This window comes from Eubacterium sp. 1001713B170207_170306_E7 (genome assembly GCF_015547515.1).
GTDB lineage: Bacteria > Bacillota > Clostridia > Eubacteriales > Eubacteriaceae > Eubacterium.
The window spans coordinates 95,648-117,923 of sequence record NZ_JADMVE010000003.1 but is presented as its reverse complement, the minus strand read 5'-3'; the positions used below and the strand labels follow the sequence as shown (position 1 = coordinate 117,923).

The window sequence follows — 22,276 nt, the reverse complement described above, 5'->3', positions numbered from 1 at the left end:
GCGCAGCCATTCAAGAGCCATCTGTAATGATGGATTTCCATAGCAGCTGGCTGCCGTTACCGCTTAGCGGTTTTAGGCCCTTTAGTTTTGCGTCTCTGCCTTTCAGCAGATTTGCCCTTTTTATGTATTAAAAACATTATTAAATTAAAATCAGTATAGACTATAACTCATTATATCAGGCGCGATTCTCCACGTCAAGATTCTTTGATTATTTTGCATAAATAAGAAAAAGACCAGCGCGGGAAGCGGCACTGGTCTTATGGTCTTAGCAAAGCCTGAGGCTTATTCGTCCTCAGGAAGGGTGTTTAAGTCATTAAAATCCATATAATTTCCGGTAACGATAAAATACACAGTCTCAAAAATATTGGTGGCATGATCGCCAATTCTTTCCAAATGGCTTCCGATAAAGGAAAAGCTCATGGCCTGAAGCGCCATTTCCGGATTTTTGTTAATCTCTGCAATACAATCGCTGTGCAGCGTATTGTTCAGACGGTCGATCTCATCCTCATAACGGATCACATCGTCCATTCTGCTGATATCCTCATCAATATAAGCCTGGATACACATTTTCAGCTGATCTTCGACCATTTTTGCCATCTGTGGAATATTATCGAGCTTTTTATAGTATTCTTCCTTGCGCAGGCAGATCACCTTCTGGCAGATATTTACCGCCAGATCAGCGATTCTTTCAAGGTTTGTAATAATTTTATAGGTGGAGGAAAGCCTTCTTAAATCTCCGGCGACCGGCTGCTGTCTTGCGATCACCTCGCTGACAATCTGCTGGAGCTGGATTTCCTTTAAATCCACAATATCATCCCGGCTGATCACGCTTCTGGCCAGCTTGACATTCTGTTCTTCCAGCGCTGTAATCGAGTCCGACAGCATTCGTTCTGCCTGGGAAGACATTAATAGAATTTCATTTTTTATGGTTTTTAATTCTTCATTGTAAACTTCTCTCATGGTTTGCTCCTTTATCAACCGAATCGTCCGGTAATATAATCTTCAGTCCGTTTATCTTCCGGATTCATGAAAATGGTATTCGTTTCATTATATTCAATAATTTCTCCCATCAGAAAGAACGCCGTTCTGTCCGAAATTCTGGCGGCCTGCTGCATGGAGTGTGTGACGATGATGATGGTATATTCCTTTTTAAGCTCCTCCATCAGGTCTTCAATCTTTGAAGTCGCGATCGGGTCCAGGGCCGAGGTAGGCTCATCCATCAAAATAACCTCCGGCTGCATGGCAATGGTCCGGGCGATACACAGACGCTGCTGCTGTCCGCCGGAAAGGCCCAAGGCAGACTTGTTAAGCCGGTCGCTCACCTCGTCCCACAGAGCCGCGGCCACCAGACTGTCGTGTACAATTTTATCAAGTTTTTTCTTATCTTTCAAGCCCTGGCATTTCGGGCCATAGGCAATATTATCATAGATACTCATCGGAAACGGGTTGGGCTTTTGAAAAACCATGCCCACCTTTGTTCTGAGCTGAATGACATCGGTGTTCTTTTCATAGATATTTTTGCCGTCAAAATTCAGCGTCCCCTCAATACGAACCGAATCGATAAGGTCGTTCATGCGGTTCAGGCAGCGCAAAAACGTGGATTTGCCACAGCCCGACGGACCAATAAAAGCGGTTACTTCATTTTCATAAATATCAATATTGATTTTTTTCAAGGCCTGAAAATCACCATAGTACAAATCCAGATCCTTCACATCAAATTTTTTCTTCTTATCCATTTTAACCTCGTCTATTTTTTATGGGCAACATCCAGCTTGTCCGCTGCCAGTCTTGATAAAATATTCAATACAATGACAATCAACACAATGATAATACCAATGGCGCAGGCCAGTTCGATATTTCCTTCTTCTTTCGCCACATAGTAGGCCTGAACCGTCAATGTGCTTCCCGGTGAAAACAGGGTTCCCGGAATCTGTGCAACCGTGCCGGCGGTAAGCAGCAGCGCTGCAGATTCGCCGATCACACGGCCAATACTCAGGAGCACCGCGGTGACAATGCCGGGAACTGCGGATGGCAGCACCACCCTGAACACCGTCTGCAGCTTGGTCGCTCCCAGAGCCAGCGAGCCCTCGCGGTAGCTGACCGGAACAGTTTTAAGCGCTTCCTCTGTGCTTCGTATGATTACAGGAAGCAGAATGATTGCCACCGTTAAGCTCCCCGACAGTAAGGATATCTGAAATTTCAGGGCGACCACGAAAAACGCCATGCCGAAGAGGCCGAAAATAATGGATGGAATCCCCGACAGGCATTCGGTCGCAAACCGAATCGCATTGACCAGCCGTCCGGGCTTGGCGTATTCGGTCATGTAAATGGCCGCCAAAATACCAATCGGCAGCGCAATGATCAACGACAGAAACACCATGTACAATGTCGTGATAATATTGCTGAAAATACCGCCCCCCGGATTGACCACCTTCAGCTTGACCGTACTGCCGCCATCATCAACCAGCTGGGCGATTTCCTGAAGCGACAGCTCCTCCACATCGGTGCCGTCCACACTTTCAAGCACATAGTCGGTCTTAACCGATGTGCCCTTTCCGGTGGTGTCCTTCGTGGTATTGAGGCTTGAGTCTTTTTCAATATAACTGAAAATCACCTGCTTATGCTGGTCGTTTCGCTTTGAATAATCAACCTTCATAATGGCGGCTCCCAGAGACTCGATATAGAGCGGCTCGCCGTCCGGTGTTTCATATTTTTTATAGTAATCCGATTTTGCCAAAAGATCCGCCTTATTAATCGAGAGCGGCACTTCTTTCTTTTCCGCTATCTGGTAGCCCACCTTATCGTTAAAATCGCGGGTGATAAAGTTCCAGTCCACCATACCGATTCCCTTGACAAAGATAAAACCAATAATAAAGAGCAAAATACCCAGTGTAATGGCTGTGGCCGCGTAGATAATTCCTTTTACGCAATTGTCTTTTACTTTTCTGCTCATGGTCCTCAGCCTCCAATTTTCGATTCGACAAATTTATTCACAATAAAATTGATGATCATAATAAATACAAACAGAACCACACCGGTTGAGAACAGAAGCTGCTGATGCACACCGGAGGCGTAGCCCATCTCAAGGGCGATGTTCGTGGTTAACGGCCTTATCTGGTCAAAAATGCTGGTCGGTATGCCCGCAATGGGGTTACCACATACCAGCATAACTGCCATGGTTTCCCCAATGGCCCGCCCGATCCCCAGAATAATGCCTGTGATAATCCCCGATTTAGCCGCCGGGATAATCACCTTGAAGATTGTCTGAATCTTGGACGCGCCAAGGGCCAAAGAACCCTCACGGTACGCTTCGGGAACCGCGGATATGGAGGTTTCGGAGATACTGACCACGGTTGGCAGGATCATGACCGCTAAAACAATGATCGTCGCCAGGAGCGATTCACCCTGAGCCATGGGAGAAACTTTTAACACATAGGGGACAATGATCCCAAGCCCAAAAACACCATACAGCACGGAGGGAATTCCGGCCAGCAGCTCAACCGCGAAACGGACGATTTTTCCAATCCGCGTACCTGCCAGCTCAGAGATAAATACCGCCGTTAACAGCGCGATAGGCACGCCAATGACAATGGCTCCCAAGGTGGCGTAAATTGAACCGACGATCATGTAAAAAACACCATACATATCGGACCCGGGCCGCCATTCTGTGCCGGAAATGAACTTCCAGAAGGAGTATGAGCCGTTCACAAAAGGCTGCAGCCCGTTGACAAATACGTAAATGGTAATGGTAACGACGCTGATGATCGATACAAGGGCGCAAAGTAAAAAAATCTTTTCAACAACTTTCTCGCCTACTTTGGTTTGTTTCTTTTCTTCCAAGTAAATGATCTCACTTTCTTTAAAGAATTTTATTTAAAAAGCAGAATGCTACCTCACGCTGATTCCGCCATTTTTTTCCACAATGGTCTGTCCTTCATCTGTCATGATAAAGTCGAGAAAGGCCCTGGTCTGTGGAGTGATGTTTTTTTCATTATAAAGCGCCAGAAATGGCCGTGACAGACCATAGCTTTTATTTAACACATTGTCCATGGTTGCCTCCACATCATCCACCATCAGGGGCTTAACCGAACGGTCAACAAAGGTGATGGAAACATAGCCGATGGCATTGGGGTTGGCCGCGACCGTAGACTGGACATTTCCGTTGCCCTCCTTAACCGTAGCGCTGGGCTTCAGCTGTTCCGTAAAATCTAAAAGCTCTTCAACCGCTGTCCGCGTTCCGGCGCCGTCCTCTCTCGATACCACCGCGATGGGGCGGTCCGCGCCGCCAACTTCCTTCCAGTTGGTAATCTTCCCGGTATAGATACCTTTAATCTGATCCTTTGTCAGGTTTTCCACAGGATTCTTATCATTGACAATCACCGCAATTCCGTCATAGGCAAATATCAGCTCTGTCAGGCCTTCCTGTTCAGGCGCCTTGAGCTCTCTGGAGGCACAGCCGAAGGAATAGGTTCCATTCGCCGCGTTTTTGATGCCGTCGGATGAGCCTGTCCCACTGTAGGTAAACTTTACCGCTGGATGCAGGGCCCCAAACTCCGCGCCTTCGGCGTCGATAATTTTTTGAACAGAGGTGGAACCACCGCCATTAATTTCTCCCGAAATTTCACTTAAACCGACGGGCGTTTCCTCATTGCCGCAGCCGGAAAGTGCAAAAGCCAGCAGGATTAAAACCATCAATGCCGCCGTCCAAGACAAAGATTTTTTCATTATTCATTCTCCTTCACGATTAACCTAAATTTAACATTATGGTAATCATATCAAAGAAAGCCGCCAGATTCGTGCAAAGAATGTTAAACCAATGTTAAAATCAGGTTAAATCGCACCGTTTATATTCCAGCCAGTCATAACGTGTTTTTTGCCTTAAGACTGCCCCGCTTCGTCTGATCACGCTCTTATTTTTCTCTTCAGGACTCCTTCATTATAGCGAACCCATGTTAAGGGCGTATTACGATCAGGTTAAGGCTCTAAAATGTCACGTTTTCATAAAAGCTTTTTTTGTTTTGACTCCATATTTCCTTTATACCCAAAAAATAAAAAAGCCCATTGGAAAATCCAATGGGCGCAAAGGTTTTTAACCTCTTGCTCTTTTACGTATATTCCGTTTTTCAATGAAGGCTTTGATAATATCCACACAGCTGTCTTCGCCTAAAGCACCGCTGTTCAGGCACAGGTCATAATTATCGGCCTGACCCCATTTTTTGTCTGAATAATAGCTGTAATAATTACTCCGCCTTTTATCAATCTTCTTAACGGTTTCCTCTGACTTTTTCAAATTCAAATCATAAATTTTAGATACCTGATTCACGCGCTCTTCAAAATCACGGTGAATAAAAACATCCACCGTATCCTCGTCATCCCTGAGAACATAGTTGGCACAGCGCCCCACAATCACGCAGGAGCCTTCGGCGGCAAATTTCCGGATAACGTCAGACTGGGCTAAAAACAAACGGTCGGTCATTGGCAGCTCAACCGTTGGTGAAAAATGTCCTGCACCAAAGAATGAGCTGGTCGCAATGGAGTACAACAAAGAATTGGTCGGTGTTTCTTCCAGGTCCTTAACCATTTCCGGATTAATCCCGCTTTCCTTAGCGCCCTCGTCAATAAGCTCCTGATCGTAAAACGGAATATCCAGTGCCTTTGCCAGCTTCTTTCCAATGTTTCTTCCACCGCTGCCAAACTGGCGGGCAATGGTTATAATAATACGTTCACTCATGTTTGCTTCCCCCTTTATTCATTGGTTTCTAACTCTAGTTTACCTGTTTTTACCAATAAATTCAAGTGTTTCATTTCAAACATAACCAAAACCAAAGCAAGTAGAAAAGCCATAGCATCCGCAATCGGACCAGCGTATAAAGCGCCGGTGACACCTGTAAACGCAGGAAGAATAACAAACAACGGCAAAAGGAAAAGAATCTGCCTTGAAAGTGAAATCAAAGTAGCCTTTAGCGGCTTGCCGATGGCCTGGAAAAATATCGAGGTCACCATCTGAAAACCATTCAGAAAACAAACTGCCAGAAACACGCGGAAGGTCCTGAGGGCAAAATCATTGTACAGTGCGTCCTCCTGCCCAAAGATATTAACGATCCCCTGTGTGCAGAATTGAAATAAAACAAAACCGATACAGGCGAACACCGTGGCAATTCCCGCCGACATAAAAAAGGTTTTTTTCACCCGTTCATAATTCTGTGCGCCATAATTATAACCGATGATCGGCTGTGAACCCACGCCGATACCAATAAGAATTGACATCAGTATCTGGTTTACCTTCATAACAATTCCAATGGCCGATAAAGGAATCTCAGCCCCATATGGTGACATTGCGCCATAGTACGCCAACACATTGTTGGTGACAATCACCACCACTGTGACGGCCAGCTGGTTAACACAGCTCGAGATCCCGAGCGAGCAGACCATTTTGCAGATTTTCCCCTTTAGTTTCAAGTACTCCTTTTTTAAGGTAATGTTCTTGAAACGCACCAGATAAAACATGGTAATAACAAAGGTAGCGATCTGGCCCAGAATCGTCGCAAAGGCGGCGCCCGCTACACCCCATCCAAAAATAAAAATAAAGATCGGGTCCAGAATGGTATTAATAACCGCCCCCACAATCATCGCGATCATGGAAAACCGCGGACTTCCGTCTGCCCGAACGACAGAGTTCAACCCCGCACCGACCAGCACAAAAGGAAGCCCGATAATAATAATGCGTGTATAAGCTTCAGCATAAGGAAAAACAGTTTCCGTTGCACCGAACAAATGAAGCATCGGCTTTAATAAAAGCATCCCAAACACAAAAAAAAGAATTCCCGCCAAGGTCAGCATTGAGATCGCATTGCCAACACCTCTGGCTGCCTCCTCATTTTTTCCCTGACCCAGCTTTAAGCTGAAATAAGCCGCGCAGCCATCGCCGATGAGCAGCGCAATGGCCAAAGAAATAGTCACCAGGGGAAAGGCCACATTTGTAGCAGCATTCCCGAGATATCCCACGCCCTGGCCGATAAATATCTGATCGACAATATTATAAAGGGCATTTACCAGCATTGACACAACACAGGGAACCGCAAATTTGGCGATGAGCTTTCCAATACGCTCAGTCGCAAAATACGAGCTGTCCCGATTTTCAATCATTTCTTCCGACATACTCTCTCCTCTCTTGTTAAAAATATCCAACGATTAGTTTCATACGAAACTAATTATAAATTTAAACTGGTTTAATGTCAATAAAAAAAATCCGCCAGCATGGCGGATTTATAATTATTTTAGCGCGTCGCCCGGTAATAGGCGTAGGTCATCGGTTCTGCTTTATGAAAAGCCTCACCGCCAACTACCTTACCGATAAACATATTGTGCGTGCCGAGATCAACCACTTTTTCAACCTCCAGCTCGATAAAGCAAAGGGTACCCGGCAGGCCAGGACAACCTGTTTTTTCACCTGTGATGTAAGATACATTCTTAAACTTGTCTACGGTGTGTCCACTCTGAAAACCAAAATGTGTTACCAGGTCATGGTTATTCTGGCCAAGGACTGAAACGCCAAACACGCCGGATTTTTCGATCATTTCAGCTGTGCGGGTTCCTTTATTAATGCAGACACTGCCGCGCAGCGGCGTATCGGTAATCTGGATAAAGCTGTTGGAGGTCATACCGTTAATTTTGTCGCCCTCCTTGGATGAGATGATGTACAAGCCATAGCTCAAATTAAACAGCAGGCCCTGCAGCATATCTTTTTCTTCTTTAGAAAGACCATCCTCTGGCTCGTCCTCCACCAGCACAAACTTATCTGGACCCACACCACAGATTGGGCATTTCTCCGGCGGTGTATCGCCCTCATGAATGTAATTGCAAACCGTACAACGCCATCTCTTAGGCTTTTCTTCCTCAACTAATTCAAATTTGTCCGGCCCCACACCGCAAATCGGGCATTCTTCCGGCGGTGTATCCCCTTCATGAATATAACCGCAGACTGTGCATCTCCATTTTTTCAAAGTTTTCACCACTTTCTTTTAATTTTCTACTCTCAATTATAAAACATTTTAGAATAATTTTAATTTAAAAAACAACCTTTGTCAATTCCATTATATACCCATTCTTACTTTTTATAAACAATTAACGAAATATTCTCATGGTTTTCCACGCAAAAAAAGAGCCTCATTCAAGCATGAGGCTACTTATGTTTATTCATAGTAAATTTCGTCAATCGGTTTTCCCGCAGGAACCATAGGGTATACACCCTCTTCCTTGGAAATATTACAGTGGACAAGTACTGGCTCTTTCATGTCTTTGATCTTTTCAAGCGCGTCATCCAGCTCCTCAAGGCTATTAACCTCAAAGCCCTTGATACCGCTGGCAGCCGCCAGTTTTAAATAATCCGTTGTGCCCTGGTCTAAATCTGTCTCGGCATAGCGCTTTTCATTAAAAAGCTTCTGCCACTGGCGAACCATACCGAGCGTCTGGTTATCAAACAGGAATATCTTGATGGGCAGATTATAGCGCTTCACCGTGATCAGCTCCTGACAGTTCATGCGGAAGCTGCCATCACCGGCAACCAGAATCACATCCTTATCCGGTTTGGCAAGCTGGACGCCTACCGCAGCACCTAAGCCAAAGCCCATGGTCCCAAGTCCACCAGAGGTGACGTACTGGCCCGGGAACTTAAACCGCCAATACTGGCCTACCCACATCTGATGCTGGCCTACCTCTGTTACAACATAGGCATCATCAAAGACATCGTTGATGTGCTCCAGCATATTCTTAGGATTGTACGCATCCTTCGGAGGTTCAGGCAGCGGCCATTCCGCAATCTGTTTATACCATTCCGGGTGTTTCTTTTCCTCTACCAGCTTGGAAAGCGCCGGCAGTACATCCTTAATGTTTGCCTGGATATGCACATTAACCTGAATATTCTTTTCAAATTCTGTCGGGTCGATATCAATATGGATAATCTTTTTATCCCGCATGAATTCGTTGATATTTCCGGTAACCCGGTCGCTGAAACGGGCCCCGATGGCGATCAGGGTATCGCAATTAATGACCGCCAGATTACACTCCTGAGAACCATGCATCCCGACAAAGCCCAGAGAAAGCGGATTATCTCTCGGGATACAGCCCAGACCCATCAAAGAATTGGCGACTGGAATTCCTGCTTTTTCGGCAAAAGCGACCAGCTCCTCACTCGCGCCGGATTTTAAGACACCGCCGCCGGCGTAGATCATGGGACGCTCTGCGCGATTAATAAACTCAGCGGAGCGAACCAGCGCGTCACGGCTCGGCGTTGGAAAATAATTAACTGGCTTCCGTTCATCACTCAGAGGCACATATTCTGTTTCGGTCATAAAAATGTCTTTGGGAATGTCAATGACAACAGGGCCCGGCCGGCCTGTGGAGGCGATATTAAACGCCTCATAGATAGAAGGCGCCAGCATCGAGACGTCCCTTACCTGGAAGCTGTGCTTTGTAATCTGCATCGTCACACTGACAATATCAATTTCCTGGAAGGAATCCTTTCCCAAAAGCGACTGGGCTACCTGCCCGGTAAAAACCACCAATGGCACAGAGTCCAGATAAGCATTGGCGATCCCGGTGATGGCGTTGGTGGCTCCCGGACCGGATGTGGTAATCGCCACGCCCACTTTCCCGCTGACACGCGCATAGCCATCAGCAGCATGCACGCCATTTTGCTCATGACAAGGTTCTATCTGGGTAATCGTATGATCCATCCGGTAGAAAGCATCAAAAAGTGGAATGACAACGCCGCCCGGAAAAGAGAAAACGTGTTCAACCCCCAGTTCCTCGAGACAGCGCACGACAATCTCTGATCCTAATAATTTTTCTGCTTTTTTCATAGTTCTCTCCTCTATTCTCTCGTTAACAGCCGCTATAAATTCATCATACTGCCGGCAAGCAATACCGGCAGTATGATTTTCACAGCAGGTGCTAACTTGACTATTCTAAAATGGCTCCCTTATTTGCAGAAGAAACGAGCTTTGCGTAACGGGCCAGATATCCGGTTTTAATATCCGGTTCTTTTGGTGTCCAGCATTCCTTGCGCTTAGCCAGTTCTTCCTCGCTGACCTTCAGCTCGATGCTGCGGTTTGGAATATCAATGGCGATGATGTCGCCTTCCTCTACAAACGCGATTGGTCCACCGGCAGCAGCTTCGGGGGAAACATGGCCGACGCAGGCGCCTCTGGTGGCGCCGCTGAAACGGCCATCAGTGATCAGCGCAACCGAGCTGCCGAGCCCTCTTCCCATAATCGCCGAGGTCGGATTCAGCATTTCCCGCATGCCCGGGCCGCCCTTTGGTCCTTCATAGCGGATAACCACGACATCGCCAGCATTAATCTGGTCATTATTGATGGCTTCCTGGGCCGCCTCCTCGCTTTCAAACACTCTGGCAGGCCCCTCGTGCTTAAGCATTTCCGGCACAACGGCAGACTGCTTAACCACACAGGTGTCCGGCGCCAGGCTGCCCTTCAGCACAGCAATTCCGCCTGTTTTGCTGTAAGGGTTCTCCACTGGACGGATCACCTCAGGATTCAGGTTCTGAACACCCTCGATATTTTCGCCTACAGTTTTGCCTGTAACCGTCATTAAATCTGTTTTTAAAAGGCTGAGCTTATTAATTTCACCCATAACCGCATAGATTCCACCGGCAGCGTTCAGATCTTCGACATAAGTATGGCCTGCTGGCGCCAGATGGCACAGGTTCGGGGTTTTTTCGCTAATCTCATTGGCAATTTCCAGATTCAGGTCTACGCCACATTCATGGGCGACCGCTGGCAGGTGAAGCATCGAATTCGTACTGCATCCCAACGCCATATCCATTGTCAGAGCATTTCTGAACGCATCCTCTGTCATAATATCCTTTGGACGGATGTCTTTTTCGAGCAGCTTCATAACCTGCATACCCGCACGCTTGGCCAGGCGCAGACGCTCGGAATAAACAGCCGGAACTGTCCCATTGCCACGCAGACCCATTCCTAAAACCTCGGTCAGGCAATTCATACTGTTGGCGGTGTACATCCCAGAGCAGGAGCCGCAGGTCGGGCAGGTGTTACATTCATATTCTTCCAGGGTTTCCTTGGACATTTTTCCAGCCGTATATGATCCGACAGCTTCAGACATACTGGAAAAGCTTGTTCTCAGATCTCCCACACGTCCAGCCAGCATTGGACCCCCGCTCACAAAAATCGTCGGAAGATTAAGGCGGGCAGCGGCCATCAAGAGGCCTGGTACGTTCTTATCACAGTTCGGAATCATAACCATGGCATCAAAGGCGTGGGCCATCGCCATGGCTTCGGTTGAGTCGGCGATCAAGTCACGGGTAACCAGGGAATACTTCATACCCTGATGGCCCATGGCGATCCCGTCACAAACAGCGATGGCCGGAAATTCCAAAGGAACCCCGCCGGCCAGACGTACACCGGCCTTTACCGCTTCTGTAATTTTATCGAGATTCATATGACCCGGGACCACTTCGTTAAAAGAATTGACAACACCGACTAAAGGTCTTGTCATTTCTTCTTCTGTCAAACCAAGCGCTCTCAGAAGCGCCCGTTTCGGCACATTCTGCATTCCTGATTTTACGGAATCACTACGCATAATTTTTCTCCTTATCGATTATAAATTAGAAATAATTTTTTCGCCCATTTCCACACAACCAATTACATTGGTATTTTCACTGGCAATATCACCAGTGCGGTACCCCTGGGCAAGCGTTTTTTTCACCGCTTCTTCGATATTATTCGCTTCGTCCGCAAGTCCTAAGGAATAGCGCAGCATCATCGCAACAGACAGCACTGTGGCGATCGGGTTAGCCTTATCCTGGCCTGCAATATCAGGCGCAGAGCCGTGGATCGGCTCATACATACCAAACTTGCCTTCGCCAAGGCTGGCAGAGGGCAGCATACCGATAGAACCGGTAAGCATGCTGGCTTCATCAGATAAAATATCCCCAAAAAGATTTCCAGTTAAAATGACATCAAACTGATGCGGGTTGATAACAAGCTGCATCGCCGCATTATCAACATATAAGTGGTCCAGCTCAACGTCCGGGTATTCCTTGGCAATTTCGAGGACAACCGAACGCCAGAAGCGAGAGGTTTCAAGGACATTTGCCTTATCCACGCTGGTCACTTTTCCGCCGCGTTTTCTCGCACTGTCAAAGGCCACGCGGGCAATTCTTTCCACCTCTGGACGCGTGTAATTCATTAAGTCCGAAGCCCCAAAATCGCCGTCTTTTTTCTTTTCTCCAAAATAGACGTCACCTGTCAGCTCACGCACCACCAGAACGTCCAGACCATCGCCAATAATTTCAGATTTCAATGGAGAAGCGTCTCTCAGCTCCTCAAAAAGCATGGCGGGCCGTAAATTTGCAAACAAACCCAACGCCTTGCGGATTCCTAAAAGGCCGGCCTCCGGACGTTTATCCCCTGGCAGGTTGTCCCATTTAGGACCGCCGAGCGCGCCTAACAGTACAGCGTCGCTGGCTTTACAGATGTCCACTGTTTCCTGCGGCAGCGGTGTGTCGCAGGCATCAATGGCCGCTCCTCCTGCCAGAACTTCCGTATAATCAAAAGTGTGGCTGTATTTTTCACCGATTTTGTCCAGCACCTTCATGCTGGCTTCTACGATTTCAGGACCAATTCCGTCCCCTTTAATAACTGCTATTTTAAAATTCATTGGTTTTTCTCCTTCGTATCTGCTCAAAATTTTCAAAGAACAGGCTGAGCGCTTTGAAAGCTCCAGCCTGTCGTGATGAAACTAAATGAGATTTTCGTTGACGTAATTTACCAGACCGCCCGCCGCGATTAATTTCTGCATAAATTCGGGGAAAGCCTGTCCCTGGAAGCTCTGTCCTTTGGTCACGTCAGTGATAACGCCAGAGTCAAAATCCACTTCTACTTCGTCGCCTGCTTCGATGGCCGCTACCGCTTCCGGACATTCCAGAATCGGCAGTCCGATATTGATGGCATTGCGGTAAAAAATACGCGCAAAGCTATTGGCAATGACGCAGGATACACCTGAGGCCTTGATTGCGATGGGGGCATGCTCTCTCGAGGAGCCGCAGCCAAAATTATCATCCGCGACGATGATATCACCATCTTCCACGCGTTTGACAAAATCCTTGTCAATATCCTCCATACAGTGCTCTGCTAATTCAAGAGGATCGCTGGTGTTCAGGTATCTTGCCGGTATAATAACGTCGGTGTCAACATTGTTGCCATATTTAAATACTTTTCCTTTTGCTTTCATTGTGCGTTCCTCCTTCTTATAATTCTTCCGGTCCGGCAATACGGCCTAAGATGGCAGACGCTGCTGCAACCTCTGGGCTTGCCAGATAGACTTCTGAATCCACGTGGCCCATACGTCCGACAAAGTTACGGTTTGTTGTGGAAACACAACGCTCACCCGCTGCCAGAATCCCCATATGTCCGCCCAGACATGGTCCGCAGGTTGGGGTGCTAACCGTCGCGCCAGCTTCAATAAAGTCTTTCAAATAACCTGCTTCCATACAATCCAGATAAATCTGCTGAGTTGCCGGAATAATCAAAACACGGATTCCCTTGGCAACATGCTTACCGCGCATCAGATCCGCGGCTTTTTTAAAATCCGAAAAGCGGCCATTGGTACAGGAACCAATAACGACCTGGTCAATCTTAACCGGTTCGGTGATTTCGTCAACGGTTTTCGTGTTTTCCGGCAAATGCGGGAAAGCCACTGTGGATTTGATCTCTGCCAGATTAATGTCGTATACCGTGTCATATTCGGCATCCGCGTCGGCTTCAAAGGTTTTGTATTCCTTGGTAGAATGGGCCTTCATGTATTCGATGGTTTTATCGTCAACCGGGAAAATGCCATTCTTGCCCCCGGCTTCAATGGCCATATTCGCAATGGTAAAGCGGTCATCCATGGTCAGATTTGATACGCCCTCTCCCGCAAATTCCATTGATTTATAAAGTGCTCCGTCCACACCGATCATACCGATAATGTGAAGAATCAGGTCTTTCCCTGAAACGCCTTCTTTAAAAGCGCCGGTCAGATTAAACTTGATTGCAGGCGGCACTTTAAACCATGCTTTGCCTGTCGCCATACCAACTGCCATATCCGTCGAGCCAACACCAGTCGAGAAGGCGCCCAAAGCGCCATAGGTACAGGTATGGGAATCTGCCCCGATCACCACGTCGCCAGCAACCACCAGTCCTTTTTCCGGCAGCAGTGCGTGTTCTACGCCCATCTCACCGATTTCAAAGTAGTTGGTGACATCCTGTTCACAGGCGAAGCAGCGAACCTGCTTGCACTGCTCAGCAGCCTTAATATCCTTGTTTGGCGCAAAATGGTCTGGAACCAGAGCGACCTTATCCTTATCAAAAACCGTTTCCTTGTTAATATTTTTAAAAACATTGATGGCTACCGGTGAGGTAATGTCGTTCCCCAACACCAGGTCCAGGTCTGCCATGATCAAATCACCCGGTTTTACGGATTCCAGACCGGCATGTGCCGCCAATATTTTCTGAGTCATTGTCATACCCAAAATGATCACACTCCTTCTTCGTTTTATATAAATTTAAACTCTTTCAATTTTCTTTCCATATCGTTGAGAAGCTTATACTCAATCGAATCGATTAACGCGATAAGGCTGGCCTCAATCACGTCGGTGGAAACACCCACGTTGGTCCAGATATCCTCACCGTCGGTACTTTCAATTAACACCCGGACCTTAGAAGCCGTCGCGCCTTTATCAATCACGCGGACCTTAAAGTCTGTCAGGCGAACCTCTTTAATCTTGGGGTAAAAGACCTCCAGAGCTTTTCTGAGCGCTTTATCCAAAGCATTTACAGGACCGTCACCTTCTGCAGCGTTGATCTCGGACTGTCCTTCGACATTGACCTTTACAACGGCGGATGCGCTGAGAGCGCGGCCCTCGACGGGTTTTTCACCAATGGTTTTAAAGTCTTCAATCTGAAAAAACGGACGGTATTTCCCGAGCTCTTTACGGATCAAAAGCTTGATGCTGCTTTCGGCGCCTTCAAACTGATAGCCCTGGTATTCGAGCTCTTTGATTTTATCCATCACCCGCGTGGTTTCCTCTGATTTTTTTGTCAGGTTCGGATCAATCTCATTGATCAGCTGGATAATGGTACTGCGCCCGGCAACCTCGGACATGAGAATGCGTCGCTGGTTCCCGACAGATTCCGGCGGAATATGTTCAAAAGAGGTTGGCGCTTTAAGTACTGCGTCAATATGCATGCCACCTTTGTGGGCAAAAGCGCTTTTGCCCACAAAGGGCTCTCTTCCGGATAAAACATAATTCGAAATTTCCGCTATGCGAATGGCCGAGCTGGTCAGCTTTTCCATAGACTCTAGACTCAGACAGTCATAACCCAGCTTTAGCTGAAGATTTGGAATAATCGAGGAGAGATTGGCGTTTCCACACCGTTCTCCATAGCCTAAAAAGGTTCCCTGCACCTGTCTTGCTCCGGCCTGTACCGCCATAATACTGTTTGCCACGCCCAGACCACTGTCATTATGGCAGTGAATGCCAACCGCTATGTCCACCTCACTGACGACATGCTTTACGATCTCCATGATTTCCATGGGGAGGGTTCCGCCGTTGGTATCGCAGAGTGCGACACATTCCGCTCCACCGCGCTGCGCTGCTTTTAAAACTTCAATGGCATAAACCGGGTCCATTTTATAGCCATCGAAAAAATGCTCTGCGTCAAAGGTTACAGCCTTACCGTTGGCTTTTAGAAAAACCATTGTATCCTCAACCATTGCAAGATTTTCATCCAGGGTTGTTTTGATGATTTCTGTAATATGAAAGGGCCATGCTTTGCCAAAAATGGCAACCGCCGGCGTATCTGCCTGGATAATCGCCTGCAGGTTTGTATCGTCTTCCACATCAATGCTGCTTCTTCTCGTGCTGCCAAATGCGCAAAGCTTTGAATGCTTCAGCTCGATATCCTTTACGCGCTCAAAAAAATCGATATCCTTCGGATTTGATCCGGGATTTCCCGCTTCGATGATATCAATCCCTACCCGGTCCAGCGTTTCCAGTACCCGGATTTTATCCTCTACAGAAAAAGATATTCCTTCTGCCTGGGCTCCATCCCTAAGGGTAGAATCGAATAAAATTATTTTTTCGGACATTGTTCTTCCTCTTTCTACACTCCATCATGAAGGGACTTTAGCAATTGGTTTATTTTATGAAAGAAGGCAAAAGGATAACCTTCTGCCTTCTTGGTGAATAAGCGTTAACTGGACAATCAGTCAGCCCAGGTCATCATTTTTCTTAATTCCGCACCAACCTTTTCAAGCTGCTGTTCAGATTCGATGCGTCTCTTAGCGTTGAAATATGGTCTGCCGCATTTATTTTCAAGTAACCAGTTTTTAGCAAAAGTACCTTCCTGAATATCTCTTAACACTTCTCGCATGGCTTCTTTGGTATCTTCGGTGATAATCTTTGATCCTGTTACATAGTCGCCATACTCAGCTGTATCAGAGATGGAGTAACGCATCATGGAGAAGCCGCCCTTGAAGATCAGGTCAACGATCAGTTTCATTTCATTGATACATTCAAAGTAAGCGCTTTCCGGTTCGTAGCCGGCTTCTACCAATACTTCAAAGCCTGCTTTCATTAAAGCGGTCACACCACCGCATAAAACAGCCTGTTCACCGAATAAGTCCGTTTCGGTTTCTTCACGGAAGCTGGTTTCCAAAATGCCGGATCTTGCTCCGCCGATGGCCTTTGCGTAAGCTAAGCCAATATCGTGTGTATTGCCAGATGGATCCTGCTCAACGGCAATCAGCATTGGAACACCTTCGCCCTTTTCAAACTGGCTTCTTACAGTATGGCCAGGAGCCTTTGGAGCAATCATAAATACATTTACGCCTGCCGGTGGAACAATCTGTTTGAAATGGATGTTAAAACCATGAGCAAACGCCAGATAGTTGCCATCTTCCAGATTCGGTTCAATTTCGGTTGCATAAATCTGCGCCTGTTTTTCATCTGGAAGTAATACCATGATAACATCCGATTCTTTTACAGCTTCGGCAACTGTTTTGACTGTCAAGCCTGCTGCTTCTGCCTTTGGCCAGGATTTACTGCCTTCATATAAACCGATGCGTACGTCCACTCCGGATTCCTTCATATTTAAAGCATGGGCATGGCCCTGGCTGCCATAGCCAATAACAGCTACTTTCTTACCATCTAATAAACCTAAATTACAATCTTTGTCATAAAATAATGTTGCCATTTTTTTAGTTCCTCCTAATAAAACTCTTAAAAATAATTTTTTATATAAAAAAACCGCCTCTTGTATACAATTCTGTCATTGTATAAAAAGAGGCGGATAATATATACATATCCACGGTACCACTCTTCTTTAAAACAGCCTCACGGCCGTTTCCTCCTCAGGTCGGAATTGCGCATCGCTTTTCTTAACCCTAGTCATTTAACGCTGACACTCCTAAATGTTAGGATAACGGCTTCCCCTACTAGTTTGGTAAACTTTCAGGTCAGCAGCTCGCAAGTGAGTATTACATACCCCTTTATTGTCGGCATCACACCATTCGCCAACTCTCTGAAATAAAGACCTACGGTATCTTTCTCTTGGTCATAGCTGTTAGATATTTTTGATGTTGAAAAGATTATATCTGTTTCTAAAACCTTTGTCAACACTTATTTTTACTTGTTTTAATTTTAACAGCCTGAAACCGCTTACCCCTGTCAAATTATTTTTATTTTGACACTTTAGAGTCCTAAATCTTAAAAGCACCACAGAATGGATTTGATTTGCCCGCATCCACTCTGCAATGCTTTAATTCATTTACCGGTTATTTTGAAAAAACCGCTCCAACAGCTCCTGGCATTTTTCTTCACAGATGCCGGAATAGATTTCAGTTGCATTTGAGAGCATGGGGTGCTTTCCAAGCTCGACTGTGGTCTCAACCCCGCCGAATCGGGTCTCCCATGTTCCATAAACCAGTTTCCTGATTCTGCTCTGGATCACCGCCCCCATACACATGGGGCACGGTTCTGCTGTGACATAGAGCTCGCAGTCATCCAGCCGCCAGCGCCCAAGCTTCTGGGCGGCAGCACGGATTACCAGCATTTCGGCATGGGCAGTTGGATCCTGCAGGGTTTCCTTCTGGTTATGAGCGGCTGCGATAATCGCCCCCTCCCGCATCATAACCGCGCCGACAGGAACCTCGCCCTCTGTAATGCCCTTCTCAGCCTCTTCTATGGCTTTTGCCATAATATCCTGCATTGTCAGCCCTTCGGGCTTCTTCGCGTTCTGGTCATATTCCGCCACTCCGCTGGTACTCTCTGCTTCTGTTTCCTGCAAAATCTTATCCGCCAGCTGTTCCACAGCTTCCTCAATGACAAGGCCACAGCCCGCATCGGCCAAAACACGGCCAGAAACTCCGGGGATTTCTACATAACCGTCACATTCCACAATTTCGTCGTGATACAGATCTCTAAATTTTCCTCTCAGCTCATTGTGTTCGACGCTGACAGGCGCTTCCTCACTGTTAAACAACACGTAAACCCGTTCATTTTCAAAGCTTCTTACAAACCCCATCTGCTGTGACTTTACAAACAGCTCTTTATAATCGCCGTAGCGCAGCGCCCTCGATGCCTTTCGCACCGCTGCCATACGGCAGATTTTCTGATATAGATCACAATGCTCGTCAAAATGCATGCTTTCGTAGCTTGGCCTGAGCGGCGCGTCTGTCCCATTGCCCTTCATGCCCTTAGCTCCCTGTTCACTCCCATAATAAATGGAGGGGATACCTGGCATCGTATAAAGCATAAGGTAGAGTGGATACAGCCACGCTTCACAGGACAGGGTCGATGCGACCCTGTCTACATCATGGTTATCTACAAAATTAAAGGTATAGAAATTTTTATAAATACCGTAATCTCCAAAAAGACGGTTCAGCGAAAATGAAATCTCAAAATAGTTTTTTGTGTTAAGACTGGAATAAAGCCCTTTATAATCCTCATAATTGGTGACAGAGTCCAGATGGCCCTGCTGCACCAGCACATTGTAATCACCATGGACACTCTCGCCCACAAACCAAAAATCCTGCTTTAAACTTTTGGAATAATCACTGAGCTCTCTTAAAAATTCAGTGTTCATGACATTGGCGGCATCCATTCGGGCACCGTCAATATGGAAGGTGTCGATCCAAAAATGCATAACCTCTTTCAAATAGTCCTTTACCTCAGGATTATAAAGGTTCAGCTTGACAAGATTGTCATGACCGGCCCAGTTCTCATAGCTGAGGCCATCATTAAAGCTGTTGTTTCCCCAAAAGTTAACACCCAGAAACCAGTCCTTATAGCGCGAATTTTCCCGATTTTGCTTCATATCCTGAAAGGCGAAAAAATCTCTTCCAACATGATTAAACACACAGTCCAGCACCACCTTAAAACCATTATTGTGCAGTCTCTCCACAAGCGTCGTTAAATCCCCGTTTGTTCCTAAACGTCTGTCAACAGTATAGTAATCCGTTGTATCATATCCGTGAGATACCGAACTGAACAAAGGGCCAAGCAAGATGGTATTCATACCCAGTTTTTTCAAATACCCCAGGAGGTTCTCAATTTTTCCCAGACGGTGCTCGGTCTGTGCGCACTGATCCTGATATTCCTCTGCACCGGCAAAGCCCATTGTAAAAATATGATATACATTATAATCGCCAAAATCCATAGTGATCCTCCTGTTAATCCTGTTTTCTTTTAATTATAACACTTTTCCCTTTGATATTATGTAATTTTCTCAAGCTTCACAGGTTTTTCTTTTAGCCTGTAGATCGAATCGCAAATCTTTGTGAGCTCATCCCGGTTGTGGCTTACATAGATAACTGTTTTAGGGTCGAGCTGCCAAAGGCGCTTGAAATCTTCAGTCAGGCGGTCCTTAAGTTCAAAATCCAAACTGCTGAAAGGCTCATCCATCAGCAGCAGAGTCGAAGGATAACAAAAAGCCCTGGCAATGGAAACACGCTGCCGCATGCCGCCGCTCAGAGCCTTGGGATAATAATCAGCGTAGTCCGCCAGTCCTACCATCTCAAGGATTGACGCCACTACAGCCTCCTTTTCTTTGTCCAGAACAAAAAGCAGATTTTGCTTTACTGTTCGCCAGGGCAGGAGACGGTCCTCCTGAAAAATATAGGAAATTTTTCCGTCCTCCACCCCTTCAATCATACCACTGTCCGGTGCTGTGACACCAGCCAGCAGATTTAAAAGTGTCGTTTTCCCACTGCCGGATGGCCCCATAATACCGGTGATCTTATTCTCAGGAAAAACAATGCTGAAATCGTGATAAATCACTTCATTTCCATAAGCTTTTTCCAAACTTTTTATCTTAATATCCATAGTCATCACCGGCCTTTATTTTTCTCAAAAACCAAACCGTCAGCTTTTCAAGCGTAAAGCTGCAGATTACCACAATTAAAGTCCAGGAAAACAGCGTTTCTGTCTCCAGATATACCTTAGCGTAGTACAAATTCATTCCAACCGACGGGAGCGCATTGGCTAAAACCTCAGAGGTAACTGTCGAACGCCAGCCCATCCCGATAACATTCATTAATGCAGATGCAAAATAAGGCTTTAACGTTGGCAGATAAATATCTTTAAGAACCCGGTTAAAGGGCACATGGTAGAGCGCGGCCATCTCCAGCAGATTGCTGCTGGTATTCTGGATGCCCTCCACCACGTTTGTCCAGGTAATCGGAAAGCAAACTAAAAAAGTGACCATCAGCGGCACCCAGCCCGACTGAATCCAAAGGTTAATCAAGATACTGACCGATACGACCGGCAGAGTCCGCACAACTGTAACAAAAGGAAGCATCAGCTCATAGAGAACGCGATTAAGCCCGCTGAGCATCCCCACTGCCATACCAAGCGCCACAGATATGGCAATGCCTCCAAAAACCCGGACCAGTGTCATCCCGAGGTCCTTGAAAAATCCATTCTCGCCAACCACCGCCGCCACACCGGCAAGCGTTACCCACGGCGACGGCAGAACAAGGCTGTTTCCCACCATGCTGGCCCCAAGCTGCCAGATTCCAATCCAAAAAAGGATTGCCAGGAGCTTCAAAACCCCTGGCGGTACTTTTTTAATATGTGAGCCCGTAAAAATCTTCACCCGGTACCTTTCCTCCTACCGATTTTGGTTCAAAAGAAACCAAAACGTCAAAGTATTTTTGCAGGTCGCTTTTTGCGTCAGACGGCGTAATAAAGACAATGCTGCAATTCGGGATGGCTTTCTGAGCCATTTGCTGATTATCCATAATTCCGGCTTCTACAACGTCGTTTGCGGCCCGCTCGTCGGCAACATTAATGGTCTCAACCGAAGTTTTGTATGCTTCCATAAACTTTCTAACAACGGTTGGGTTCTTTTCAGCCCATTCCCTGTTCACAACCACGCAGCCCATCTCCAGTTTTGTTCCATCCGTTGCTTTTTCCCACGCGTCCGTCATATCAACAGCAATCTTGAGGTTCTGGTTTTTGGCAAGCGTTGCTGTGGCAAAGGGCTGTGGCAGCATGGCAATGGATCCTTCTCCCGACGCAAGCTTAGCGGCGGCTTCACTGTGTTCACCGAACCATTCAATGGTTACATCACTCCCCGGTGTCAAACCATTTTTGTCCAGTAGATAATTCAGGACATACTCAGGCGTAGAGCCCTGTCCGGTTGCATAAAGAGTTTTACCCCTAAGATCAGCTATCGAGCTGATATTTTCATTTTGATCCGCCACAATGGATAAAGTTCCCAAAGTGTTAACAGCGCCTAGTATGACCTTACCTTCTGTTTTGTTGTAGAGCGTCGCCGCCAGATTGGTTGGCACCGCTGCGATCTGGTAGTCACCGTTGATAATCCCGGCTGTAACCTGGTCGGGCGCTGTCGCAATAGTCCATTCAGGATTCACCTGTTCACCCAGCTGCACACCTTCGGCGATCATCTCCGCCATTCCCATTCCGGTCGGGCCGGATAATGCTGCGATTTTTACCGTTTGTGGTTCGGGCTTTGGCTCTTCCTCAACCTGTTTGGTTGAGCAGCCAGCACTCATTAAAACCACTGCCAGAAAGCATCCGACAACCGCAAGCCATTTTTTCTTCTTCATTTCAAAACTCCTTTAAACGTTATTTTGAATGTATACCCATTAAATCAAAAAAACTTCCAGCCAAGGCAGGAAGTATGCAACCTAAAAGGAACCCATGCACAGCATGTGTTTTTTTGATTTCATC

At 46.7% G+C, this 22,276-nt stretch carries 19 protein-coding genes and 1 riboswitch; all 19 genes read right to left on the bottom strand.

The genetic code is table 11. The annotated features are described in order from the left end of the window. Window positions 1-38: 38 nt before the first annotated feature. A riboswitch (cyclic di-GMP riboswitch) is annotated at window positions 39-126 on the bottom strand. Window positions 127-282: 156 nt separating this feature from the next. Then, the gene (gene phoU, locus I2B62_RS08550; protein WP_195268554.1) at window positions 283-960 is read right to left on the bottom strand and encodes a phosphate signaling complex protein PhoU; all 678 of its coding nucleotides are present in this window, start codon (window positions 958-960) and stop codon (window positions 283-285) included. Window positions 961-974: 14 nt separating this feature from the next. Continuing rightward, on the bottom strand, window positions 975-1,736 hold the full coding sequence (pstB, locus tag I2B62_RS08545; RefSeq protein WP_195268553.1) for a phosphate ABC transporter ATP-binding protein PstB: 762 nt from the start codon (window positions 1,734-1,736) through the stop codon (window positions 975-977). An 11-nt stretch (window positions 1,737-1,747) separates the two neighbouring features. Further along, window positions 1,748-2,953 (bottom strand): phosphate ABC transporter permease PstA, encoded by a 1,206-nt coding sequence (gene pstA, locus I2B62_RS20795; RefSeq protein ID WP_195268552.1) that lies wholly within the window; start codon window positions 2,951-2,953, stop codon window positions 1,748-1,750. A 5-nt stretch (window positions 2,954-2,958) separates the two neighbouring features. Further along, window positions 2,959-3,840 carry a phosphate ABC transporter permease subunit PstC gene (pstC, locus tag I2B62_RS08535; protein ID WP_195268551.1) on the bottom strand — a complete coding sequence of 294 codons (882 nt, stop codon included), beginning with the start codon at window positions 3,838-3,840 and terminating at the stop codon, window positions 2,959-2,961. A gap of 48 nt (window positions 3,841-3,888) precedes the next feature. Continuing rightward, the gene (locus tag I2B62_RS08530) at window positions 3,889-4,725 is read right to left on the bottom strand and encodes a phosphate ABC transporter substrate-binding protein (RefSeq protein ID WP_195268550.1); all 837 of its coding nucleotides are present in this window, start codon (window positions 4,723-4,725) and stop codon (window positions 3,889-3,891) included. Window positions 4,726-5,089: 364 nt separating this feature from the next. Then, complete coding sequence (locus I2B62_RS08525; protein WP_195268549.1) at window positions 5,090-5,731, bottom strand: cytidylate kinase-like family protein; 642 nt, start codon at window positions 5,729-5,731, stop codon at window positions 5,090-5,092. 14 nt (window positions 5,732-5,745) lie between these two features. After that, window positions 5,746-7,158 carry an MATE family efflux transporter gene (locus I2B62_RS08520; RefSeq protein WP_195268548.1) on the bottom strand — a complete coding sequence of 471 codons (1,413 nt, stop codon included), beginning with the start codon at window positions 7,156-7,158 and terminating at the stop codon, window positions 5,746-5,748. Window positions 7,159-7,277: 119 nt separating this feature from the next. Then, window positions 7,278-8,012, bottom strand: a complete 735-nt coding sequence (locus I2B62_RS08515) for a flavin reductase (protein WP_347707802.1) — start codon at window positions 8,010-8,012, stop codon at window positions 7,278-7,280. A 180-nt stretch (window positions 8,013-8,192) separates the two neighbouring features. Then, window positions 8,193-9,860, bottom strand: a complete 1,668-nt coding sequence (gene ilvB / locus I2B62_RS08510; RefSeq protein WP_195268546.1) for a biosynthetic-type acetolactate synthase large subunit — start codon at window positions 9,858-9,860, stop codon at window positions 8,193-8,195. Between the two features lie 100 nt (window positions 9,861-9,960). After that, window positions 9,961-11,619 carry a dihydroxy-acid dehydratase gene (gene ilvD, locus I2B62_RS08505; RefSeq protein WP_195268545.1) on the bottom strand — a complete coding sequence of 553 codons (1,659 nt, stop codon included), beginning with the start codon at window positions 11,617-11,619 and terminating at the stop codon, window positions 9,961-9,963. An 18-nt stretch (window positions 11,620-11,637) separates the two neighbouring features. Further along, window positions 11,638-12,699 (bottom strand): 3-isopropylmalate dehydrogenase, encoded by a 1,062-nt coding sequence (leuB, locus tag I2B62_RS08500; RefSeq protein ID WP_195268544.1) that lies wholly within the window; start codon window positions 12,697-12,699, stop codon window positions 11,638-11,640. Between the two features lie 81 nt (window positions 12,700-12,780). After that, window positions 12,781-13,272: a 3-isopropylmalate dehydratase small subunit gene (leuD, locus tag I2B62_RS08495; RefSeq protein ID WP_195268543.1), complete on the bottom strand. Its 492-nt coding sequence runs from the start codon at window positions 13,270-13,272 to the stop codon at window positions 12,781-12,783. Window positions 13,273-13,288: 16 nt separating this feature from the next. Next, a complete protein-coding gene (gene leuC / locus I2B62_RS08490) occupies window positions 13,289-14,551 on the bottom strand; it encodes a 3-isopropylmalate dehydratase large subunit (RefSeq protein WP_195268542.1) in 1,263 nt (420 codons plus the stop codon). Window positions 14,552-14,574: 23 nt separating this feature from the next. Next, entirely contained in the window at window positions 14,575-16,170 is a 1,596-nt protein-coding gene (gene cimA, locus I2B62_RS08485) for a citramalate synthase (RefSeq protein WP_195268541.1), read from the bottom strand. Window positions 16,171-16,286: 116 nt separating this feature from the next. Continuing rightward, window positions 16,287-17,276, bottom strand: a complete 990-nt coding sequence (ilvC, locus tag I2B62_RS08480) for a ketol-acid reductoisomerase (RefSeq protein WP_038351264.1) — start codon at window positions 17,274-17,276, stop codon at window positions 16,287-16,289. Between the two features lie 573 nt (window positions 17,277-17,849). Continuing rightward, the gene (locus tag I2B62_RS08475) at window positions 17,850-19,739 is read right to left on the bottom strand and encodes an alpha-amylase family glycosyl hydrolase (RefSeq protein ID WP_195268540.1); all 1,890 of its coding nucleotides are present in this window, start codon (window positions 19,737-19,739) and stop codon (window positions 17,850-17,852) included. A 56-nt stretch (window positions 19,740-19,795) separates the two neighbouring features. After that, the gene (locus tag I2B62_RS08470; RefSeq protein WP_195268539.1) at window positions 19,796-20,404 is read right to left on the bottom strand and encodes an ABC transporter ATP-binding protein; all 609 of its coding nucleotides are present in this window, start codon (window positions 20,402-20,404) and stop codon (window positions 19,796-19,798) included. Continuing rightward, window positions 20,394-21,176 carry an ABC transporter permease subunit gene (locus I2B62_RS08465; protein ID WP_195268538.1) on the bottom strand — a complete coding sequence of 261 codons (783 nt, stop codon included), beginning with the start codon at window positions 21,174-21,176 and terminating at the stop codon, window positions 20,394-20,396. Before I2B62_RS08465 ends, I2B62_RS08470 begins: the two co-directional genes overlap by 11 nt. After that, window positions 21,148-22,152, bottom strand: a complete 1,005-nt coding sequence (locus I2B62_RS08460) for a PhnD/SsuA/transferrin family substrate-binding protein (RefSeq protein WP_195268537.1) — start codon at window positions 22,150-22,152, stop codon at window positions 21,148-21,150. Before I2B62_RS08460 ends, I2B62_RS08465 begins: the two co-directional genes overlap by 29 nt. Window positions 22,153-22,276 lie beyond the last annotated feature (124 nt).

What these genes read in the sequence shown, in the direction of transcription:
- I2B62_RS08475 (WP_195268540.1), bottom strand. Translation starts at nt 19,739, where the DNA reads ATGGATTTTGGCGATTATAATGTATATCATATTTTTACAATGGGCTTT.
- I2B62_RS08525 (WP_195268549.1), bottom strand. Translation starts at nt 5,731, where the DNA reads ATGAGTGAACGTATTATTATAACCATTGCCCGCCAGTTTGGCAGCGGT.
- I2B62_RS08460 (WP_195268537.1), bottom strand. Translation starts at nt 22,152, where the DNA reads ATGAAGAAGAAAAAATGGCTTGCGGTTGTCGGATGCTTTCTGGCAGTG.
- I2B62_RS08520 (WP_195268548.1), bottom strand. Translation starts at nt 7,158, where the DNA reads ATGTCGGAAGAAATGATTGAAAATCGGGACAGCTCGTATTTTGCGACT.
- phoU (WP_195268554.1), bottom strand. Translation starts at nt 960, where the DNA reads ATGAGAGAAGTTTACAATGAAGAATTAAAAACCATAAAAAATGAAATT.
- cimA (WP_195268541.1), bottom strand. Translation starts at nt 16,170, where the DNA reads ATGTCCGAAAAAATAATTTTATTCGATTCTACCCTTAGGGATGGAGCC.
- leuB (WP_195268544.1), bottom strand. Translation starts at nt 12,699, where the DNA reads ATGAATTTTAAAATAGCAGTTATTAAAGGGGACGGAATTGGTCCTGAA.
- I2B62_RS08470 (WP_195268539.1), bottom strand. Translation starts at nt 20,404, where the DNA reads ATGGATATTAAGATAAAAAGTTTGGAAAAAGCTTATGGAAATGAAGTG.
- ilvD (WP_195268545.1), bottom strand. Translation starts at nt 11,619, where the DNA reads ATGCGTAGTGATTCCGTAAAATCAGGAATGCAGAATGTGCCGAAACGG.
- ilvB (WP_195268546.1), bottom strand. Translation starts at nt 9,860, where the DNA reads ATGAAAAAAGCAGAAAAATTATTAGGATCAGAGATTGTCGTGCGCTGT.
- ilvC (WP_038351264.1), bottom strand. Translation starts at nt 17,276, where the DNA reads ATGGCAACATTATTTTATGACAAAGATTGTAATTTAGGTTTATTAGAT.
- I2B62_RS08530 (WP_195268550.1), bottom strand. Translation starts at nt 4,725, where the DNA reads ATGAAAAAATCTTTGTCTTGGACGGCGGCATTGATGGTTTTAATCCTG.
- pstB (WP_195268553.1), bottom strand. Translation starts at nt 1,736, where the DNA reads ATGGATAAGAAGAAAAAATTTGATGTGAAGGATCTGGATTTGTACTAT.
- leuD (WP_195268543.1), bottom strand. Translation starts at nt 13,272, where the DNA reads ATGAAAGCAAAAGGAAAAGTATTTAAATATGGCAACAATGTTGACACC.
- pstA (WP_195268552.1), bottom strand. Translation starts at nt 2,953, where the DNA reads ATGAGCAGAAAAGTAAAAGACAATTGCGTAAAAGGAATTATCTACGCG.